At 59.3% G+C, this 16,205-nt stretch carries 14 protein-coding genes; 10 read left to right on the top strand and 4 right to left on the bottom strand.

The window, feature by feature from the left end; genetic code table 11:
* Positions 1–398: 398 nt before the first annotated feature.
* The 10 genes from P3T20_RS31510 to P3T20_RS31465 all read left to right on the top strand — a co-directional run bounded on the left by P3T20_RS31510 (position 399) and on the right by P3T20_RS31465 (position 10,330).
* Complete coding sequence (locus tag P3T20_RS31510; RefSeq protein WP_429288855.1) at positions 399–1,634, top strand: urea ABC transporter substrate-binding protein; 1,236 nt, start codon at positions 399–401, stop codon at positions 1,632–1,634.
* 65 nt (positions 1,635–1,699) lie between these two features.
* Positions 1,700–2,569, top strand: coding sequence for an ABC transporter permease subunit (locus P3T20_RS31505; protein ID WP_074267312.1), 870 nt, complete (start codon positions 1,700–1,702; stop codon positions 2,567–2,569).
* Positions 2,570–2,578: 9 nt separating this feature from the next.
* Positions 2,579–3,649 carry an ABC transporter permease subunit gene (locus P3T20_RS31500; RefSeq protein WP_429288854.1) on the top strand — a complete coding sequence of 357 codons (1,071 nt, stop codon included), beginning with the start codon at positions 2,579–2,581 and terminating at the stop codon, positions 3,647–3,649.
* Positions 3,646–4,356 (top strand): ATP-binding cassette domain-containing protein, encoded by a 711-nt coding sequence (locus tag P3T20_RS31495; protein ID WP_429288853.1) that lies wholly within the window; start codon positions 3,646–3,648, stop codon positions 4,354–4,356. The genes P3T20_RS31500 and P3T20_RS31495 overlap by 4 nt, the downstream gene beginning before the upstream one ends.
* Positions 4,353–5,060 (top strand): ABC transporter ATP-binding protein, encoded by a 708-nt coding sequence (locus P3T20_RS31490; RefSeq protein ID WP_429288852.1) that lies wholly within the window; start codon positions 4,353–4,355, stop codon positions 5,058–5,060. Before P3T20_RS31495 ends, P3T20_RS31490 begins: the two co-directional genes overlap by 4 nt.
* A 13-nt stretch (positions 5,061–5,073) precedes the next feature.
* Positions 5,074–6,060, top strand: coding sequence for an acetamidase/formamidase family protein (locus P3T20_RS31485; RefSeq protein WP_074267308.1), 987 nt, complete (start codon positions 5,074–5,076; stop codon positions 6,058–6,060).
* 77 nt (positions 6,061–6,137) lie between these two features.
* On the top strand, positions 6,138–7,292 hold the full coding sequence (locus P3T20_RS31480; protein WP_074267307.1) for a transporter substrate-binding domain-containing protein: 1,155 nt from the start codon (positions 6,138–6,140) through the stop codon (positions 7,290–7,292).
* A 1-nt stretch (position 7,293) separates the two neighbouring features.
* On the top strand, positions 7,294–7,944 hold the full coding sequence (locus P3T20_RS31475) for an ANTAR domain-containing response regulator (protein WP_074267306.1): 651 nt from the start codon (positions 7,294–7,296) through the stop codon (positions 7,942–7,944).
* A gap of 47 nt (positions 7,945–7,991) precedes the next feature.
* Positions 7,992–8,756: an SDR family NAD(P)-dependent oxidoreductase gene (locus tag P3T20_RS31470; protein ID WP_074267305.1), complete on the top strand. Its 765-nt coding sequence runs from the start codon at positions 7,992–7,994 to the stop codon at positions 8,754–8,756.
* A 29-nt stretch (positions 8,757–8,785) separates the two neighbouring features.
* Entirely contained in the window at positions 8,786–10,330 is a 1,545-nt protein-coding gene (locus P3T20_RS31465; RefSeq protein ID WP_074267304.1) for an amidase, read from the top strand.
* A gap of 8 nt (positions 10,331–10,338) precedes the next feature.
* Here the strand turns inward: P3T20_RS31465 and P3T20_RS31460 are convergent, their stop codons facing one another.
* From P3T20_RS31460 to P3T20_RS31445, 4 genes are all read right to left on the bottom strand, one after another.
* Entirely contained in the window at positions 10,339–12,921 is a 2,583-nt protein-coding gene (locus P3T20_RS31460) for an ATP-binding response regulator (RefSeq protein WP_074267303.1), read from the bottom strand.
* Between the two features lie 29 nt (positions 12,922–12,950).
* Positions 12,951–13,988 (bottom strand): 3-oxoacyl-ACP synthase III family protein, encoded by a 1,038-nt coding sequence (locus P3T20_RS31455; RefSeq protein WP_074267302.1) that lies wholly within the window; start codon positions 13,986–13,988, stop codon positions 12,951–12,953.
* Between the two features lie 213 nt (positions 13,989–14,201).
* Positions 14,202–15,140 (bottom strand): alpha/beta fold hydrolase, encoded by a 939-nt coding sequence (locus P3T20_RS31450; RefSeq protein ID WP_167379436.1) that lies wholly within the window; start codon positions 15,138–15,140, stop codon positions 14,202–14,204.
* 195 nt (positions 15,141–15,335) lie between these two features.
* The gene (locus P3T20_RS31445; protein ID WP_074267300.1) at positions 15,336–16,061 is read right to left on the bottom strand and encodes an SDR family NAD(P)-dependent oxidoreductase; all 726 of its coding nucleotides are present in this window, start codon (positions 16,059–16,061) and stop codon (positions 15,336–15,338) included.
* Positions 16,062–16,205 lie beyond the last annotated feature (144 nt).

The raw sequence follows: 16,205 nt of genomic DNA, 5'->3' as shown, positions 1-16,205 counted from the left end.
AGGCCAAAGACCAGAGCTTTCGTTACCGAAAGGACTTGGGCTTACCAAACCAAGTCTGCCTTTTCCGACATCGCTTTATAACATTGTGGCGATGGCGTGGCAACAACCGGCGGCCGAGGCGGGCCGACCACAGTTGGCCTCGTTGGACCGGCGTCGGCAAGGAGGGGACGCTCGTCGCTACATGGAACCCGTAATTCACCGCGTAGCGTCCGCATCGATTTTTGGCCATGTTGACAACTGAAAATACGGCGCTTTAGACTTTCCTCTCACCCCGTGGCCTGACAATGACGTCCGCCCGGGGACCCGGCACAGAAGCCCTCTGACGAACATCAGTTCGTCAGAGGGCTTTTTTTTGTCCGCATTTTTCCCTGTCTAGCGTTCACCTCTGGAGAATCCGCATGTTGCTGAAGCCGTCGGGCTGGATGCGTCTCGCCCTTATCGCAGGACTTGCACTGACTTCGCTCGCATCGAGCGCCGCCGATCCGGTGAAAATCGGTTTGCTGGAAGACGCCTCGGGTAATTTCGCACTGGCGACCATTCCGAAGATCCACGCCACGCAGCTTGCGGTCGAAGAGATCAATGCCAAGGGCGGCATTCTCGGCCGCCCCGTGCAACTGATCGCCTACGACACCCAGTCGGACAACACCAAGTTTCAGGAACTTGCGCGGCGTCTGGTCCAGACCGACAAGCCGGACGTCATCTTCGGCGCATTTTCCAGCGCCTCGCGCGAAGCGATCCGCCCGATCATGGACCGCGCGCATCAGCTTTACTGGTACGACAACCAGTACGAGGGCGGCGTGTGCGACACCAACACCTTTGTGACCGGTGCGGTGCCCGAGCAGCAATTCTCGACGCTCATTCCCTGGATGATGCAGAAGTACGGCAAGAAGGTGTACACCATCGCCGCCGACTACAACTTCGGGCAGATCTCCGCCGAGTGGGTGCGCAACATCGTCAAGGAAAACGGCGGGACGATGGTCGGCGAGGAATTCATTCCGTTGTCCGTATCGCAGTTCGGCCAGACGATCCAGAACATCCAGAAGGCGAAGCCCGATTTCGTGGTCACGCTGCTGGTTGGCGCGAACCAGTCGTCGTATTACGAGCAGCAGGCTTCGGCGCATCTGAATCTGCCAATGGCGAGTTCGGTGAACGTCGGTCAGGCGTATGAGCACAAGCGCTTCAAACCGCCTGCACTCAAGGACATGTACGTGACGGCGAACTACGTCGAGGAAGTCGATACGCCCGCAAGCAACGACTTCAAGAAGCGCTTCCATGCGAAGTTCCCGAATGAGCCGTACATCAATCAGGAAGCAGCGAACGCCTACGATGCCATCTATCTGTACAAGGCCGCCGTCGAAAAAGCCGGTTCAACAAACCAGGACGCCGTGCGCAAGGCGCTCGAAAGCGGAACCATCTGCACTGACGGTGAGCAAGGCAAGGTCTGCATCGACCCGAAGAGCCATCACGCGAGCCACACCATCTTTCTGGTCCACGTGAAGGAGGATCACTCCGTCGAGATTCCAAAGGTGTGGCCCGACGTGCAGCCGTACTGGCTCGGCAAGGTCGGCTGCGATCTGCCGAACAAACCTGATCATCGTCAGTACACGCCGTCGAATCTCCCCAAGAAGTCCTGATTTAAGCTGGCACGCGGCGGCAGACGCATTGCCGCCGCGCGCCAGCTCCTGAACGTGGAGCACGCATGGCCACCTTATCGGTTCTCTATTCGCTCATCTATCAGTTCGGCGACAGCTTTGCCTATCTGGTGCTCGCGGCGCTCGGCCTCGCGGTGATCTTCGGCATGATGGGCGTCATCAATCTCGCGCATGGCGAGTTCATCATGTGCGGCGCGTACGTCACGATCATTGCGGCCAAGCGCGGCGTGCCCCTGCCTCTCGCGATGCTGCTTGGCGCGATCGCGGCGGCGCTGGCTGGCGTCGTGATCGAGCGGCTTGTCATCCGTCATCTGTATGACCGTCTGTTCGATTCCGTCGTGGCCACGTGGGCCATCAGCCTCATCGTTCAGCAGACCATGCTGCTGGTCGCCGGTCCCTCGCTTGAAGGCATCAGCACGCCGTTCGGGTCGTTCTCGCTTGGCGAGTACTCCTTTTCGACGTATCGCGCCGTGCTGCCCGGCATCGCGCTGGCGATACTGTTCGGCCTCTATCTGCTGTTCTTCAAGACCAATTACGGCGTTTGTGCACGCGCGACGATCCTGAACGCCAAGATGGCGCAATGTCTCGGCCTGCGCACCGACCGGCTTTATACATTGACCTTCGCGCTCGGCGCGGGCCTCGCGGGCCTCACCGGTGCGCTCTATGCCCCGACCATGACAGCGGTACCGACAATGGGCAGCAACTTCATCGTGCAGGCCTTCGTATCGGTGGTCGTCGGTGGCGCCAACGTGATCGCAGGAACGACGCCGGCCGCCGCTGTGCTCGCCGTCATCCAGACCGCGCTCACTGCCTCCTACGGTCAACTGTTCGGACAGATCGGGCTGCTGGTCACGGTCATCGTCGTGATCCGGCTGATGCCGCAAGGTCTCGGCAATCTCTTCACCCGCTTGCGCTAGGAGGCAGAAGTGAAGCAAACGAAGCTGCCTTCGACGAGCATCACGACGCGCGCGCTGCCTTACGTGCCGTGGCTCGTGGCGCTCTGCCTGCCGCTCGTGGTCGATGCGAACACAAGCGGCAATCTCGCCTACTGCCTGCTTTGGGCGTTCAGCGCGGTCGGGCTCGCCGCGATGTGGGGCTATGGGGGCATCCTGTCATTCGGGCAAACCGCCTTCTTCGGACTGTCGGGCTATAGCTACGGCATCTTCACATTGAACTACGGCGATACGTGGCTCGAATCATGGCTGGGTCTGGGCGCAGGGCTGGTGGTGAGCGTCGTCGTCGCGGCGCTGATCGGCTACATGATTTTCTACGGCCGCATCAAGGGTGTTTTCATCGGCATCGTCACGCTGTCGGTAACGCTCGTGCTCGAAACCTTCATGTCGCAGACTGCAGGCCCGCAATGGGCGATCGGCGAAGCGCGGCTGAACGGCTACAACGGCATGGGCGGCATGCCGCAACTGACCATTCCATGGCCGGGCGGCCCGCTCACGCTGGAAAACGCGAGCTTCTATTACCTCGTGGTGATCCTGCTGATCGTGGTTTATGCCGCGATGCGCAAGCTGCTCAACGGCACGTTCGGTCTAACCCTCATCGCCATTCGCGAGAATCCACAGCGTGCGGAGATGCTGGGCGTCGATATCCGCCGTCATCAATGGCTCGTGTTCGTGCTCGGCTGCACGCTGGGTGGATTGTCGGGCGCGCTCTACACGATCTGGGGCTCCTACATCACACCGTCGACGATGGGTCTCACTGCCGCCGCGATGCCCGTCATCTGGGTTGCAACGTCGGGCAGGAAAAGCATAGGCGCAGCCATTCTCGGCACGGCGCTGCTCGTCTGGCTTTCGCAAAACCTCGCTGTATACGGCAGCCAGTACGCGTTGATTCTGCTCGGCGCGATTCTGCTGATCGTCGTGCTGGGCGCGCCCGAAGGACTGCTGCCGTTCGTCACGCGGCATCTGCGGCGTGTCTCCGGCCGCGCGCATGACGGTGCGCGCCATCGGAGCGCACGCCTCAAGCAGGAGGAAGGCAAGTCATGACCACGCTACTGGAAACGCGCGGACTCAGAAAGCATTTCGGTGGCGCACATGTCATCAACGGAATCGACTTCAGGATCGATGCGGGCGAGATTCGCTGTGTGATCGGGCCGAACGGCGCGGGCAAGAGTACCTTCTTCAAGCTGATCACTGGGGAGCATCGGCCGTCGGAGGGCAGCGTGATGTTTCTCGGCGAGGACATGAGTCATGTGCTGCCGCACGAGCGCATCCGCATGGGCATGAGCATCAAGTTCCAGATTCCGGGCGTGTTCCCGGACCTGAGCGTACGCCAGCATCTGCAATTGTCGCTGCATCGCGCGAAGGACGACCGGCCCAAAAGCCTCGACGAGCTCTTGCAGCGCTTCATGCTGGAGAGCGAGGAACATGTCCTCGCGCGCAATCTGTCGCATGGCAAGAAGCAGTGGCTCGAAATTGCCATGGCCGTGTCGCTGCGCCCGAAGTTGCTGTTTCTCGATGAACCCGTAGCAGGCATGTCGGTCGAGGAGACGCACGCGACCGGAGAACTCATTAAACGTCTGTCGGCAGCCGGTCTCACGATGATGGTCGTCGAACACGACATGACTTTCGTCAAGCAGATCGCTTCACGCGTCACGGTGCTGCACGGCGGCCGTGTGCTCGCGGACGGCCCGCTCGACGAGATCCTCGCGCGCGACGATGTCGCCGAAGTCTATCTGGGGAAGAGGAAATGAGCGCGTTGCTCGAGGTATCAGGCGTAGAGGCAGGTTACGGCGGCGGACGCGTGCTCAACAGTGTGTCGTTCAGCGTCGGCAGAGGCGAGGTGCTCGCGTTGATCGGGCGCAACGGCGTTGGCAAGACCACGTTGATGCGCGCGTTGATTGGCCTCATCACGCTCGATGCGGGTGAAATCACGCTTGACGGCGATGCGATCGGCCACCGGAAACCCTACCTTCGCGCGCAGCAAGGCATGGGCTACGTGCCGCAAGGACGCGAGATTTTCGGCGCGTTGACCGTCGCCGAAAACCTTCAGGTCGGCGCACAGGCGAATCGCGCACAGGCGGCGCGAATGAGAGAGAAAGTCGTCGGCTACTTTCCGGTTCTGAAGCAGCGCTACGAGCAGAAAGCGGGAACCATGAGCGGCGGCGAACAGCAGCAACTGGCAATCGCGCGCGCGCTCATCGGCTCGCCGAAGGTGCTGCTGCTCGACGAGCCATCGGAAGGCATTCAGCCTTCCATCGTTAATCTGATCGGCGAGACGCTACAGCAGATCGCGCGCGAAACGGGCATCGGTGTTGTGCTGGTCGAGCAGGACATGGGCATGGTCGAACGCATCGCGACGCGCTGCTGCGTGATGGACAAGGGCCGTATCGTCGAGACATTAACCCCCGCGCAGCTTGGGGACGAACACCTGATTCGCCAGTATCTGGCACTGTAACGGAGAACAGCACATGAAATGGCTTGAAGAATCGATCATGATGAAGCGCGGAGTGGGCGCTGATCGTGAACCGGTGGAGCATCATCTTACTGAGGAGCTGCAGAAGACGTATCACTACACCATCGGGCCGTATTCGCAGCCGGTGCTGCACGTCAAGCCGGGCGACCGCATCGTGGTCGAAACCCGCGACGCATTCGAAGGCAAGATCAAGGAGGAAACCGACAAGCCATCGCAAGTTTTACAGGTGCCATTTCTTAATCCGCAGAACGGCCCGATCATGATCGAGGGTGCGGAGAAAGGTGACGTAGTCGCTGTGTACATCGAAAAGATGGCGCCGCGCGGTGACGATCCGCACGGCTTCTGCTGCATGATCCCGAACTTCGGTGGCCTGACCGGCACCGACTACACTGCCCTGCTCAACGAGCCGTTGCCGGAAATCGTGCGCAAGATCAAGATCGACGAAGAGAATGTGTACTGGAGCAAACGCAACACGCTTCCGTACAAGCCGCATATCGGCACGTTGAGTCTTTCGCCCGAGATCGATTCCATCAATTCGCTCACGCCCGACAATCACGGCGGCAACATGGACGTGCCCGATATGGGGCCGGGCAGCATCACGTATCTGCCGGTGCGCTCGCCTGGCGGGCGGCTCTTCATCGGCGATGCGCACGCCTGCCAGGGTGACGGCGAAGTCTGCGGCACAGCCGTCGAGTATCAGAGCACGACGACGGTGCGCGTCGATCTCATCAAGAACTGGCAGATCGCCTGGCCACGCCTCGAGAACGAGGATGCGCTGATGAGCATTGGCAGCGCGCGGCCGCTGGAGGACGCGACGCGCATCGCCTATCGCGAGCTGGTGCTGTGGATGGCTGCGGAATATGGCTTCGACAAATGGGACGCGTACATGATGCTCAGTCAGGTCGGCAAGGTTCGTCTTGGTAATTTTGTCGATCCAAAATACACCGTTGGCGCGATGGTCGCGAAGCACTACCTGAAATAAAGCGTCAAGCAGCAAGAATCAAGGCAGATCAAAGCGCGGGGCACCCGCCCTGCGCGCTTTCGAGAGTGCATCACGAAATGGCTTTGTCCGATGTCATCCGAGTGGGCCTTCTTTGCTCTACGAGCGGCTCGACCGCGTTGCTTGAGCAGTCACAGTGGCGCGGTGCGTCCCTCGCCATCGAGGAGATCAACGCGAACGGCGGCGTCGGCGGCCGCGAACTCGTCGCCCTGCACTATGATCCCGCCTCTGACCCGACTGCATTTCGTGAACTTGCCGAGCGGCTGATCCTGCAGGACGGTGTCAACGTCATCTTTGGCGGATACACCTCGACGAGCCGCAAGGCCATGCTGCCCGTTGTGGAGAAACATAACCGGCTGCTGATCTATTCTCAGCAGTACGAAGGCTTCGAATACTCGGACAACATCATTTATAGCGGCGCTTCGCCGAATCAGAACGGCGTGCAGCTTGCCGATTTCATGACGGAAGCCTATGGCGCGCGCGTCTACTTCATCGGTTCGCGCTACGTCTATCCCTATGAATGCAATCGCACGATGCAGGAGCTCCTGCTTCAGCATCCTGAAGGTGCGATTCTCGGTGAGCGTTACCTTCCGCTCGACGCCACGCGCGATCAGTTCGCGCAGGTCGTCGCGGACATCAGGCGCAAGTCGCCAGACTGGATCTTCAGCACGGTCATCGGTGCGACCGTGCCCTATCTCTACGACGCTTACGCACACGCGGATCTCGATCCGTCACGTATGCCTATCGGCAGCCTCAATACCTCCGAGACCGAAATTCATGCGATGGAGCGCGGCATCGCGGCGGGGCATTACACGGCGGCGCCCTATTTCCAGAGCATCGACACAGCGGAGAATCATCGCGCGGTGCGGCGCCATCAGTCGCGCTTCGGCGCGGACACGCCCACCGACATGAACTGGGAGGCCGCGTACTATCAAATGCATATGTTTGCGGAGGCATGCGTGCGCGCAGGCTCCGACGAGATCGGCACCATCATGCCGCATCTGCTCGGCTCGGAATTTACTGCGCCGCAAGGCCGGGTACGCATCGATCCGGTCAATCATCACATGGCGCTTTATCCGCGCATTGGCCGCGCCAATGCGGACGGCCAGTTCACCATTCTGCGCGAATCGAAGTTCGCGGTCGGTCCCGATCCGTATATGACGCGTCAGACGCTCGGAGACTGGGTCACGAAGTTAAGCACGCGGGACTACTGACGTGAACACGCGAGCCGACAGAGGGCAGCGCAGCCTCACGAGTTCGATCCTCGAGCGCATTGCACGCGTGGTCGTTTTCCATCCGGATGACGGCGACGGCCAGACGCTCATGAACCATCTGCGACGCATGGGCTTTCAGGTGGAGCGATGCTGGCCGCCGACGGACACGCTACCCGAGCAGACCGACCTCGTGTTTCGCGCGTTGCTGCCGGAAGAGCGCGCGCCGAAGAACGAGTGGTCGGGGCCCGATGCACCGCCTGTCATCTGTGTGGTGAGCTATGAGAATCCGACCTTCATCGATCAGGCCATCAAGATGGGTTCGGACGGAATCGTGACGACGCCAATTCGCGCATCGGGGCTGCTCTCCACTGTGGTAATGGCGCTGTATCACGCGAAGCGCGTGCGTCAGCACGCCCAGCGCATCGCCCGGCTCGAACAGAAGCTGCTCGACAGCCGGCATCTGCAGGAAGCGAAAGAAATTCTGATGTCCATGCACCACGTGAGCGAACGCGAGGCGTACGACATGCTACGCGCGCAGGCGATGGAGAAGCGCGTGACCGTCGACGATATCTGTCACTCCGTCATTCAGGCGGGCGAGGTGCTGCAGATCGCTCGTGGCGTGGCATCGGAGCCAGGGCGCGAGAAGGATTGAATGCGCCGTCAAAACGTTATTCATCGATAGGCAAAGGAGCGACCAGCATGGACCTGCAACTGAAGGGCCTGAAGGCAATTGTGACCGGCGGCACCAAGGGCATTGGCCTCGCGATCGCGCGCACATTGGCCGCAGAAGGCGCGGAAGTCGCCATCTGTGCGCGCGACGAGGCCAGCGTCAAGTCGACCGCTAGCGCATTGCAGGAACTGAGCGGCGCACGCGCGTCGGGTACGGCTGTCGATGTATCGGATGGCGCGGCGCTGAAGGCGTGGGTCGGGCGCGTAGGTTCCGAGTGGGGCGGACTCGATATCGTCGTGGCCAATGTAAGCGCGCTCGCAATCGGTAACGACATCGAATCCTGGCGCAAGGAGTTCGAGACGGATCTGCTCGGCACCGTCAACCTCGTGGATGCCGCCATGCCGTTTCTTGAGGTGAGCAAGGCCGCGTCGATCGTCGCCATATCGAGCGTCTCCGGACGTGAGATCGATTTTGCCGCGGGGCCGTACGGCGTGTTCAAGGCTGCGCTTGTTCACTACATGCAGGGACTCGCGAATCAGCTGGCATCAAAGGGCATTCGCGCAAATACCGTATCGCCCGGCAATGTGTATTTCGAGGGCGGCGTGTGGGACTGGATCGAGCATAACAATCCAACGCTGTTCGAAACCGCTCTGGCATTGAATCCAACCGGACGCATGGGCAGGCCGCAGGAAATAGCCAATGCAGTGGCATTCATCGCGAGTCCGGCGGCGAGTTTCGTCAGCGGCTCGAACATCGTCGTCGATGGTGCGCTGACGCGTGGCGTACAGCTCTGAGGAACGCGTCGACTCAACAGGAGCATTGAATGGAACAAGGTAAAGCGATGAACATCGATCTGGAAAATCTGACGGTCGAAGCCGTGCAGGCTGCGTTTGCGGCCGGAAGTTTCAGCGCCGAGCAGCTGGCCCGGGCCTGCTTCGACAGGATCGAGCGATACAACGCGAAATACAACGCGCTGATCTTCCTGAATCCGGCCGCCATAGAAGATGCCCGAAGAATCGACGAGCGACGTGCCGCTGGCGAGCGGCTGGGTCCACTCGCCGGCGTGCCGGTCGTCATCAAGGACCCGATGGACATGGTCGGATTCCCGACCACGGCGGGATGGGCAAAGCTGTACAGCAAGAAAGGCGGTATCGATCTGTTGCCCGAGCGTGATTCGCCGGTTGTCGCACGCATGCGGAGCGCGGGGGCCGTTTTGCTCGGCAAGACGAACGTTCCCGTGTTGAGCCATACCGGCACGCATGCGAACGACAGTTGGGCGGGACCGACAATCAATGTGGTGATGCCCGAACGGGCACCTGGAGGCAGCAGTGCGGGAACGGCCTCGGCGGTGGCGTCCGCCATGGCGGTTCTGGGACTCGCCGAAGAAACCGGTGGGTCGATCCAGAACCCCGCATCGGCACAGGACCTCGTCGGCATCAAGCCGACCATCGGGCTGGTGCCGAACGCCGGTGTGGTGCCACTTTCGGCGAATCGGGATGTGGTGGGGCCTATCGCCCGAAACGTGAGAGATGCCGCGCTGTGCCTCGACATTCTCGCGGGATATTCGAGCGAAGACCCGAAGACGCTCACCAGCGTCGGACGGCAGCCCGAAGGCGGCTATGCCGCGGGACTGGACCGGAATGCGCTAGCGGGCAAGCGCATCGGTTTATACGGTCCGGGATGGCGCGCCCAACCGCTTTCCGATGAAGCCGCGGCGCTGTACGAGCGAGTCAAGGGCGAACTGGCCGCGCTCGGCGCGACCCTGATCGACGATCCGTTCGAAGGTTCGGGGTTCGCCGAATTGCGGCAGCCGACCCCGCCGCTTTCGAACTTCGACGCACGGGGTCTCGAGTCGATTCCTTACGATATCGAGAAATATCTGGAGCGGCTCGGCAAGCATGCACCGTTGAAGACCTTCGCGGCATTCGCCGAAGCAACCAAAGACGAAGACGCTTTTGGACCGGATGGCGTGCTGCACTATTTGCATAACCTCGCAGATTTCAAGGCGGCGCTGGCCGATCCCTCGTTGCCGCCCGAGATGCCTGAGTTCGTCGCGCTGAAGGCGCGCTATCTGCGCATCTTCGAAACGGTCATGGCGGAGCATCGTCTCGATGCACTGGTCTTTCCGCAAATGCGATGCGAGCTTCCTCCGCTTCACGGCAAGAGCACGATCCAGGAAACGACGGTGGGCGAGATCAATATCGCGGGGCTGCCCGGCATCGCAGTGCCGGCGGGCTATTACGAGTCGGGATCGCCATTTGGACTGATCTTCGTCGGCCGCCAGTGGGATGAGGCGGCGTTGCTTGGATATGCCTATGCGTATGAAAATGGCACAAACCACCGGAAGGTGCCGCACCTCGCGACCTGAGTGGCGAGCTACCTGCTACGCGGCAACCTCGGATAGCTCCGACGCGCTTTTACCGCGTCAAAATACGTCTCGAGCGCCTCGGCTGAGCGGTCACTCAACGAGCAGATTCGCGCAAGCCAATCGCCCTCGGCGAAAACCTCGGCGTCCAACAGTCGTTCATAGATCGGTCGCGTGAACTGATGCAACGCCGTTGCGCCGATGTTGCCACTAACACCGAGAAGCAGATGCAGGGCATCATGTGCGGACCCAACGTCGCCGTCAGCAACGCTGGCAGCAAGTCGCGTCACCGTCGAGCGCATCTGGTCAATGCCGCTGCGCAACGTCTTGTTCAGCAGATCGAGCGTCACCAGTTCTTCAAGATGTTTTTCGTCGAGCAGCGGGATTTCCTCGATCGGTGCAAAACTGTAGACCGGTGCTTTTGGCTCCGGGACCGCATCTGCCGCCAGTGATGCGCGCAGAGCACGTTGCCGGGCAAACTGCCGCGAGAGAGCAGCGTATAGCGCACCGACCTGGACGGGCTTGACCATGACCTCGTTCATGCCCGCAATCAGGCATGCCTGCGCGGCTTTGATGTCGGATTGGCTAGTCAATGCAATGATAGGAACGTTCGCGTACGAGTCGGTGCGAGAACGAATCGATTTCGTGGCCTCCAGGCCACCCATTCCCGGCATGTGCATGTCGATCACGATGGCATCAATGGCGTTATGCTCCTGCAACCGGGACAGCACCGCGTGTCCATGTTCGGCTTCGACGACATTGGCGCCGCAACGCTCCAGGTAGCCCTTGGCCACGAGCCTGCTATAGGTATCGTCGTCTGCCACCAGAATCGTTTTGCCGGAGAACTCGTCGAATGCGTGGGTCGGACGGTGCCGGTTACCGTTTTCCATGAGCGACTGGAGCGCACCGATCAGTTCCGTCATGCTGCTGGATTTGCTGATGATGTCGTCCATGCCGGCTCTGCGGGCGAGGACGCGAGCAACATTGCCAGGCTCCGCCGTATAGCCGACGATCAAAACACCGGCCCCATTCGGGTGTTCGCCGTCAGCGCGAATTTTCTCCGTGGTTGTGTAGCCATCCAGAACCGGCATATTGATATCCATCAATATGAGGTCAAAGGGCCACGCTCCCTCCCGAAAAATGGCTAGGGCCAGTTGCCCGTTTTCCGCTTCGGTCATCTGTGCACTGACTTTTGACAACGCGCGCCGGACCCTTGCCCGTTGAGTCGGGTCGTCGTCTACGACGAGGACACGCTTGCCTTCCAGAATGGGCTTGGCACGCTCAAAAATTCCGCGCTCGTGTTCGCTAACGTCACGGTCGGAAACCACAGGGAATTGCAGCGTGAATTCTGTAAAACTACCCACTTCCGAACGGCAGCTGATTGTGCCGCCGAATGCACGCATCGCCCGCTGGCAGTAGGCGAGCCCCAAGCCCGTGCCTGCGGAATTCCCGGCTGTCCGGAAGGGTTCAAAAAGATGCGGAAGGATGTCTCGCGAGATGCCGGAACCCGTGTCATGTACAACCACCGCATGCTTGTCTACCGTGACCGTGAGGGTCGCGGCTGGACGTGCGGCTATGTGGTGGAGGGCATTCTTGATCAGATTGAACAGCGTGAAGAGATAGACGGTTTCGTCGATCTTGAAGGTGAAATCCTCCGACACCACGAGTTTTACCTTGCTGCGCTCGGTGTCATCATCGAAGCCGTATTCGTCGAGCGCTTTTCGGGTGATGACTCCCGCGCGCAGATAGACAAGGCTGTCCGAGCTTATAGGCTTTGCACTGACTTCGTCCAATGTCATCGCGATGATGCGCATGCCACGTTCGATGGTTAGTTGACCGTGAGCGAGATGGCGATAAAGCGAGGCCACACTCTCAGGAGACAAGCCCGATGACGTTGTGGATTCGGCGGTGGCAGGCAGTGCGTCTTCAACACGATCCAGGACGTGCCTCAGTTGGCTGAGCGGATTGCGCATTTCGTGGGCAATCGTACCCGCAAGCGCCTGAAGTGCTCCGGCTTTCGCCTGCGCGGCGATCCCCTTCATGTTGCTGTAGCTGAACGTCAGGCCTGCACCAATGCCAAACGTAAAAATCGGGAAATACGTGTATATAAAAAGATGCGTGTCCAGATAAAGCGATTGCGGAATCAAAACCCGCGCGCATAGCACCGCCAGACCAATTCCCACAATAAGATTTAGTGACAACGCCGCGAATGAAGGAAACAGAACGATCAGGAAAAATATCATCCCCAGCTCGGCCATTGACCAAAGTGTCGAATAATGATTGGCGATCAGGTAATACGTGAAAAAAAACGGCAGCGTGTAAGCCACCGTTACGAAGTAGTACCATGACAGAAAGCGTGCCACTGAAACGGGCCAGAGGCGCCGTAAAAGCAATAAAGCACAGGCGACCATGCCGAAAATCCGCATCGGCAGACTTTCAAATGGTTGAGGATCGACGTAGGTCCACCATAGCCAATAGGCAGGATGCCCGATCGTGCCAATTACGCCAACCGCAAGGATATTGTAATCAGACACGCTCGCGGAGTCACAAATCCTCCGTTTGAGATAGCGAATGCTTCCTGAAATGGCTTTCATGTCGTTCTTTGTGTTTGACTGGCCCAGTCTCAGAATCTAAAGCTACTAGCGTTGAATGACATCCCTGCGCTGCCGACCCAGCATAACACCCGGTCGCCCCGCTTCAGTTGACCGCTCTCCTTGGCGAGAGAAATGGCTGCCGGGATCGAGGCCGACACGAGGTTCCCGGTATCGGGATAGATGTGGTACATCTTGTCGTCGATTCCGGCCTTTTCCCCGTAAGCATGCCACGCCGCCTTGGACGATGCGTGCGTGAACACGATGTCGATGTCTTTCTTCGGAGTGGGTAGTTTAGCCAAAACCGTCGTCAGTTCATCGGAGTTCTTGTGCAACTCGTGACCGAACGATGTAAAACGCATTTCGCCATTTTTGCCGATGCGTTCTGTCGGATGACAAAACTCTTCGTAGCCCGGGATTGGGATCGTGCAAAGGTCCGAAATTCCCGGTTTCGCGCGAAAGGAAAAGCTGAAATTATCCGGCTCCTTCGCGACGAGCAATGTGGCAGTCGCAGCCTCACCGATCGTGAACGACGGCAACGTATATTCGATCTGGTCCTTATTTTTCAACGCAAAATTCCCCGGATAGAGTGGACCACCCGCCAGCATGTTGAACTCGGCATTCACAATCATGGCGTTTCTGTACTGACCGGACTTGAAGAGGCTGTCGATAATTGCCATTGCTCTTGTCCAGCTCATACATGCGTCAACCACATCGAAACATTCGGCATTTACGAACCCGAGCGTACTGGCCATCATGTGACTGTTGCCAGGTTCCAGAAATCCTCGCCCGATGCCGACAAAAATAAACAGCTCGATATGCTCCGGATTCAAATACGTTTCCGATAGTACCTTGCGCGTGGCCATTGCAACATGATCGATCGGGCTTTCGTGGCTTGCGCACCAGCGCCGATGGACCAGTCCACTTCTATCGAGCAAAGTCTTGATGGTACGTGTAGCCCTATCGATATCGCCTTCGTATTCCGTTGAATGGAAACGAATCATATCGACAACTTCATCATTCGTCACGACTCTGGATGGCAGGCTGACAGCTACATTTTTGATAAGCATAAAAAGTCCATGAAAAGTGTATTTCGGTGAGTGAAAGTACGTTCAGCGCCAATAGCGCGCGGGCACCGAACTTCCGGTGCCCGGCCTTTGCGGCGCTGGTACCTTACCGCGCCCACCGTGTGTTACAAATATCTCGGGCTTTCGATGCTGTTTTTAGAAACCGCTTGAGGCTTGTGCTGCGATGCTATGGGAGGCGTGACGTGCCTGATCTGGCTAGAGCACTCGACCGAGGAAGTCGTGCATCCGCCTGGCGATCTCCTCACTCTTGTCGGCCAGCGCGCAATGACCGCTGTCTGTCAAATGGATCTCGGCGGCGGGCACGACTTCGCGATACCGCAACTGACTCTCGGCCGGAAACAGGATGTCGTTTTTCCCGCTAACGACCAGCGTCGGCGGCTTTTGCGCGCGCAGGTAGTCCTGGGCACTCTTGAGTGCGGGACCATTGGTGCGGATGTCGTAGAGCAGATCGAGCGAAATATCCGCAGCGCCGGGGCGCTGCAACGAGGAATAGTCGATTTGCCACTGCTCCGGATCGACCAGGGACGTATCCTGAACACCCGTAAGATACAGATCGCGGATCACGTCGAGGGTTAGATAGTATTGCCTGACCTTCTCGCGGCTCTCGTCCGTACCGTCCTTCCAATACGGCACAAGCGGCCCGAACCATGGGCTCGCTCCCAGGAACAGCGGATTGTTTTGCGCGACCAGCGCTCTCATCCGGTGAGGCGTTTTCAACATCACGCGATATCCGACGAGGCCCCCGAAATCCGTCGCGTACAAAACGTATTGATCGATGCCAACCTTGTCGACGAACTTGCCGATCGCCTCGCCGAGCGCGTCGAAGGTATAGGGCGCGTGCGAGCGATCGGGAATATCGCTGTTGCCGAAGCCGGGATAGTCCGGAGCAAAAACATGGAAGTTCGCCGACAACTCACGGATGAGATCGCGAAACATCGCGGATGACGACGGCCAGCCCGGTAGCAGTAGCACGACCGGTGCACCGGGCGCACCTGCTTCACGGTAAAAGATCGAAACTCCGTCGATATCCACCGTGCGGTAGTGGGTCGCAAAATCCGGCTTGCCAGCAAGCGACGATTTTCCATCCGGGTTGGCGGGCTGGGCTTTGGCCGACGTAGCGGTGGTTACGACCATGGCTGCAGCACCAGCGAGAAGACTTGTTGCAAAGGAACGGCGCGTAATCATAAAGGGCTTGTCCTGCGAGGGTTAAAACAGAACCATCCGTTGTCGCGGCAAAAAATCCCCGTGACCACGTCTGGGGCGCATCAACATCCGCCGATCCAGCCGGCGAATGCTGTTATCGATCCGGCCAACCGATCACCGGGGCATTCAGGCGCCGAGGTGCAGCGAGACGTATTCCAACTTCCGGTTGTCGCTCGACCACAGTTGCTCGACTTGCTGCGCCAGCGGATCGGGGAAGATGTAGGGGTGCCCTTCGGCGATGCCTTTCACGATATTGACGGCGGCATATTCCGGCGTCGCCTTGTCCGGATAAGGCACCTCCTTCGCCAGAACCGTCTCGATCGGTCCGGGATAGATGCCGATAACCGTGACGTTGTCTTTTTCCAGCGTCCCGCGCAGAGACTGGGTGAGAGAATGGAGCGCTGCCTTGGAAGCCGAGTAGCCGGCCATCAAGGGAACGGCCGACAGTCCCACAACGCTGCATATATTCGCGATGGTGCCGGACTTGCGGGCCACGAACTGCGGGGTGAATGCCCGGAGCACGCGAAGGGTGCCGAAGTAATTCGTCCGCATGTCGTCTTCGAAGGCTTCCCAGTTGTCGCCGAGATAATTGCCGAAGGCCAACGTGCCCGCGTTGTTGACGAGCACGTCCACATCCTGCATTGCAGCGGCAGCCTCGTTGACGGATGCGTCGCTCGTGATATCCAACTGCAGCGGAACGACCCGCGAGTCCCCGAACGACGGTAGCGCTTTCGGATCACGCGCCGTGGCATAGATTTTCGCCACATCGACCTTCAGCAATTCCTTTACGATGGCCGCGCCAATGCCGCGATTGGCGCCGCTTACTAGCACGACCTTGTTCGAAAGAGTCATGATCTTCTCCTGAGTGTTTGATTACCCATTGCCGGGATACGGAAAATCATTCGGCGCGAGCCGAAGATTGACGACGTCTCGCCGGGCGCGCGTCGAGACGAACGCCTGCGTCGCAGATGTAAACGAATTCGTTTACCTTCCGAT

The organism is Paraburkholderia sp. GAS206C, assembly GCF_050435645.1.
Classification (GTDB): Bacteria; Pseudomonadota; Gammaproteobacteria; order Burkholderiales; family Burkholderiaceae; genus Paraburkholderia; species Paraburkholderia phenazinium_B.
The sequence above is the reverse complement of the archived record's forward strand: the minus strand, read 5'-3'. Positions and strand labels throughout refer to the sequence as shown.

Excerpts from the sequence above, each read along its gene's own strand:
- P3T20_RS31470 (WP_074267305.1), top strand. The coding sequence starts at position 7,992 with ATGGACCTGCAACTGAAGGGCCTGAAGGCAATTGTGACCGGCGGCACC.
- P3T20_RS31455 (WP_074267302.1), bottom strand. The coding sequence starts at position 13,988 with ATGCTTATCAAAAATGTAGCTGTCAGCCTGCCATCCAGAGTCGTGACG.
- P3T20_RS31510 (WP_429288855.1), top strand. The coding sequence starts at position 399 with ATGTTGCTGAAGCCGTCGGGCTGGATGCGTCTCGCCCTTATCGCAGGA.
- P3T20_RS31445 (WP_074267300.1), bottom strand. The coding sequence starts at position 16,061 with ATGACTCTTTCGAACAAGGTCGTGCTAGTAAGCGGCGCCAATCGCGGC.
- P3T20_RS31480 (WP_074267307.1), top strand. The coding sequence starts at position 6,138 with ATGGCTTTGTCCGATGTCATCCGAGTGGGCCTTCTTTGCTCTACGAGC.
- P3T20_RS31465 (WP_074267304.1), top strand. The coding sequence starts at position 8,786 with ATGGAACAAGGTAAAGCGATGAACATCGATCTGGAAAATCTGACGGTC.
- P3T20_RS31460 (WP_074267303.1), bottom strand. The coding sequence starts at position 12,921 with ATGAAAGCCATTTCAGGAAGCATTCGCTATCTCAAACGGAGGATTTGT.
- P3T20_RS31495 (WP_429288853.1), top strand. The coding sequence starts at position 3,646 with ATGACCACGCTACTGGAAACGCGCGGACTCAGAAAGCATTTCGGTGGC.
- P3T20_RS31485 (WP_074267308.1), top strand. The coding sequence starts at position 5,074 with ATGAAATGGCTTGAAGAATCGATCATGATGAAGCGCGGAGTGGGCGCT.
- P3T20_RS31505 (WP_074267312.1), top strand. The coding sequence starts at position 1,700 with ATGGCCACCTTATCGGTTCTCTATTCGCTCATCTATCAGTTCGGCGAC.
- P3T20_RS31490 (WP_429288852.1), top strand. The coding sequence starts at position 4,353 with ATGAGCGCGTTGCTCGAGGTATCAGGCGTAGAGGCAGGTTACGGCGGC.
- P3T20_RS31450 (WP_167379436.1), bottom strand. The coding sequence starts at position 15,140 with ATGGTCGTAACCACCGCTACGTCGGCCAAAGCCCAGCCCGCCAACCCG.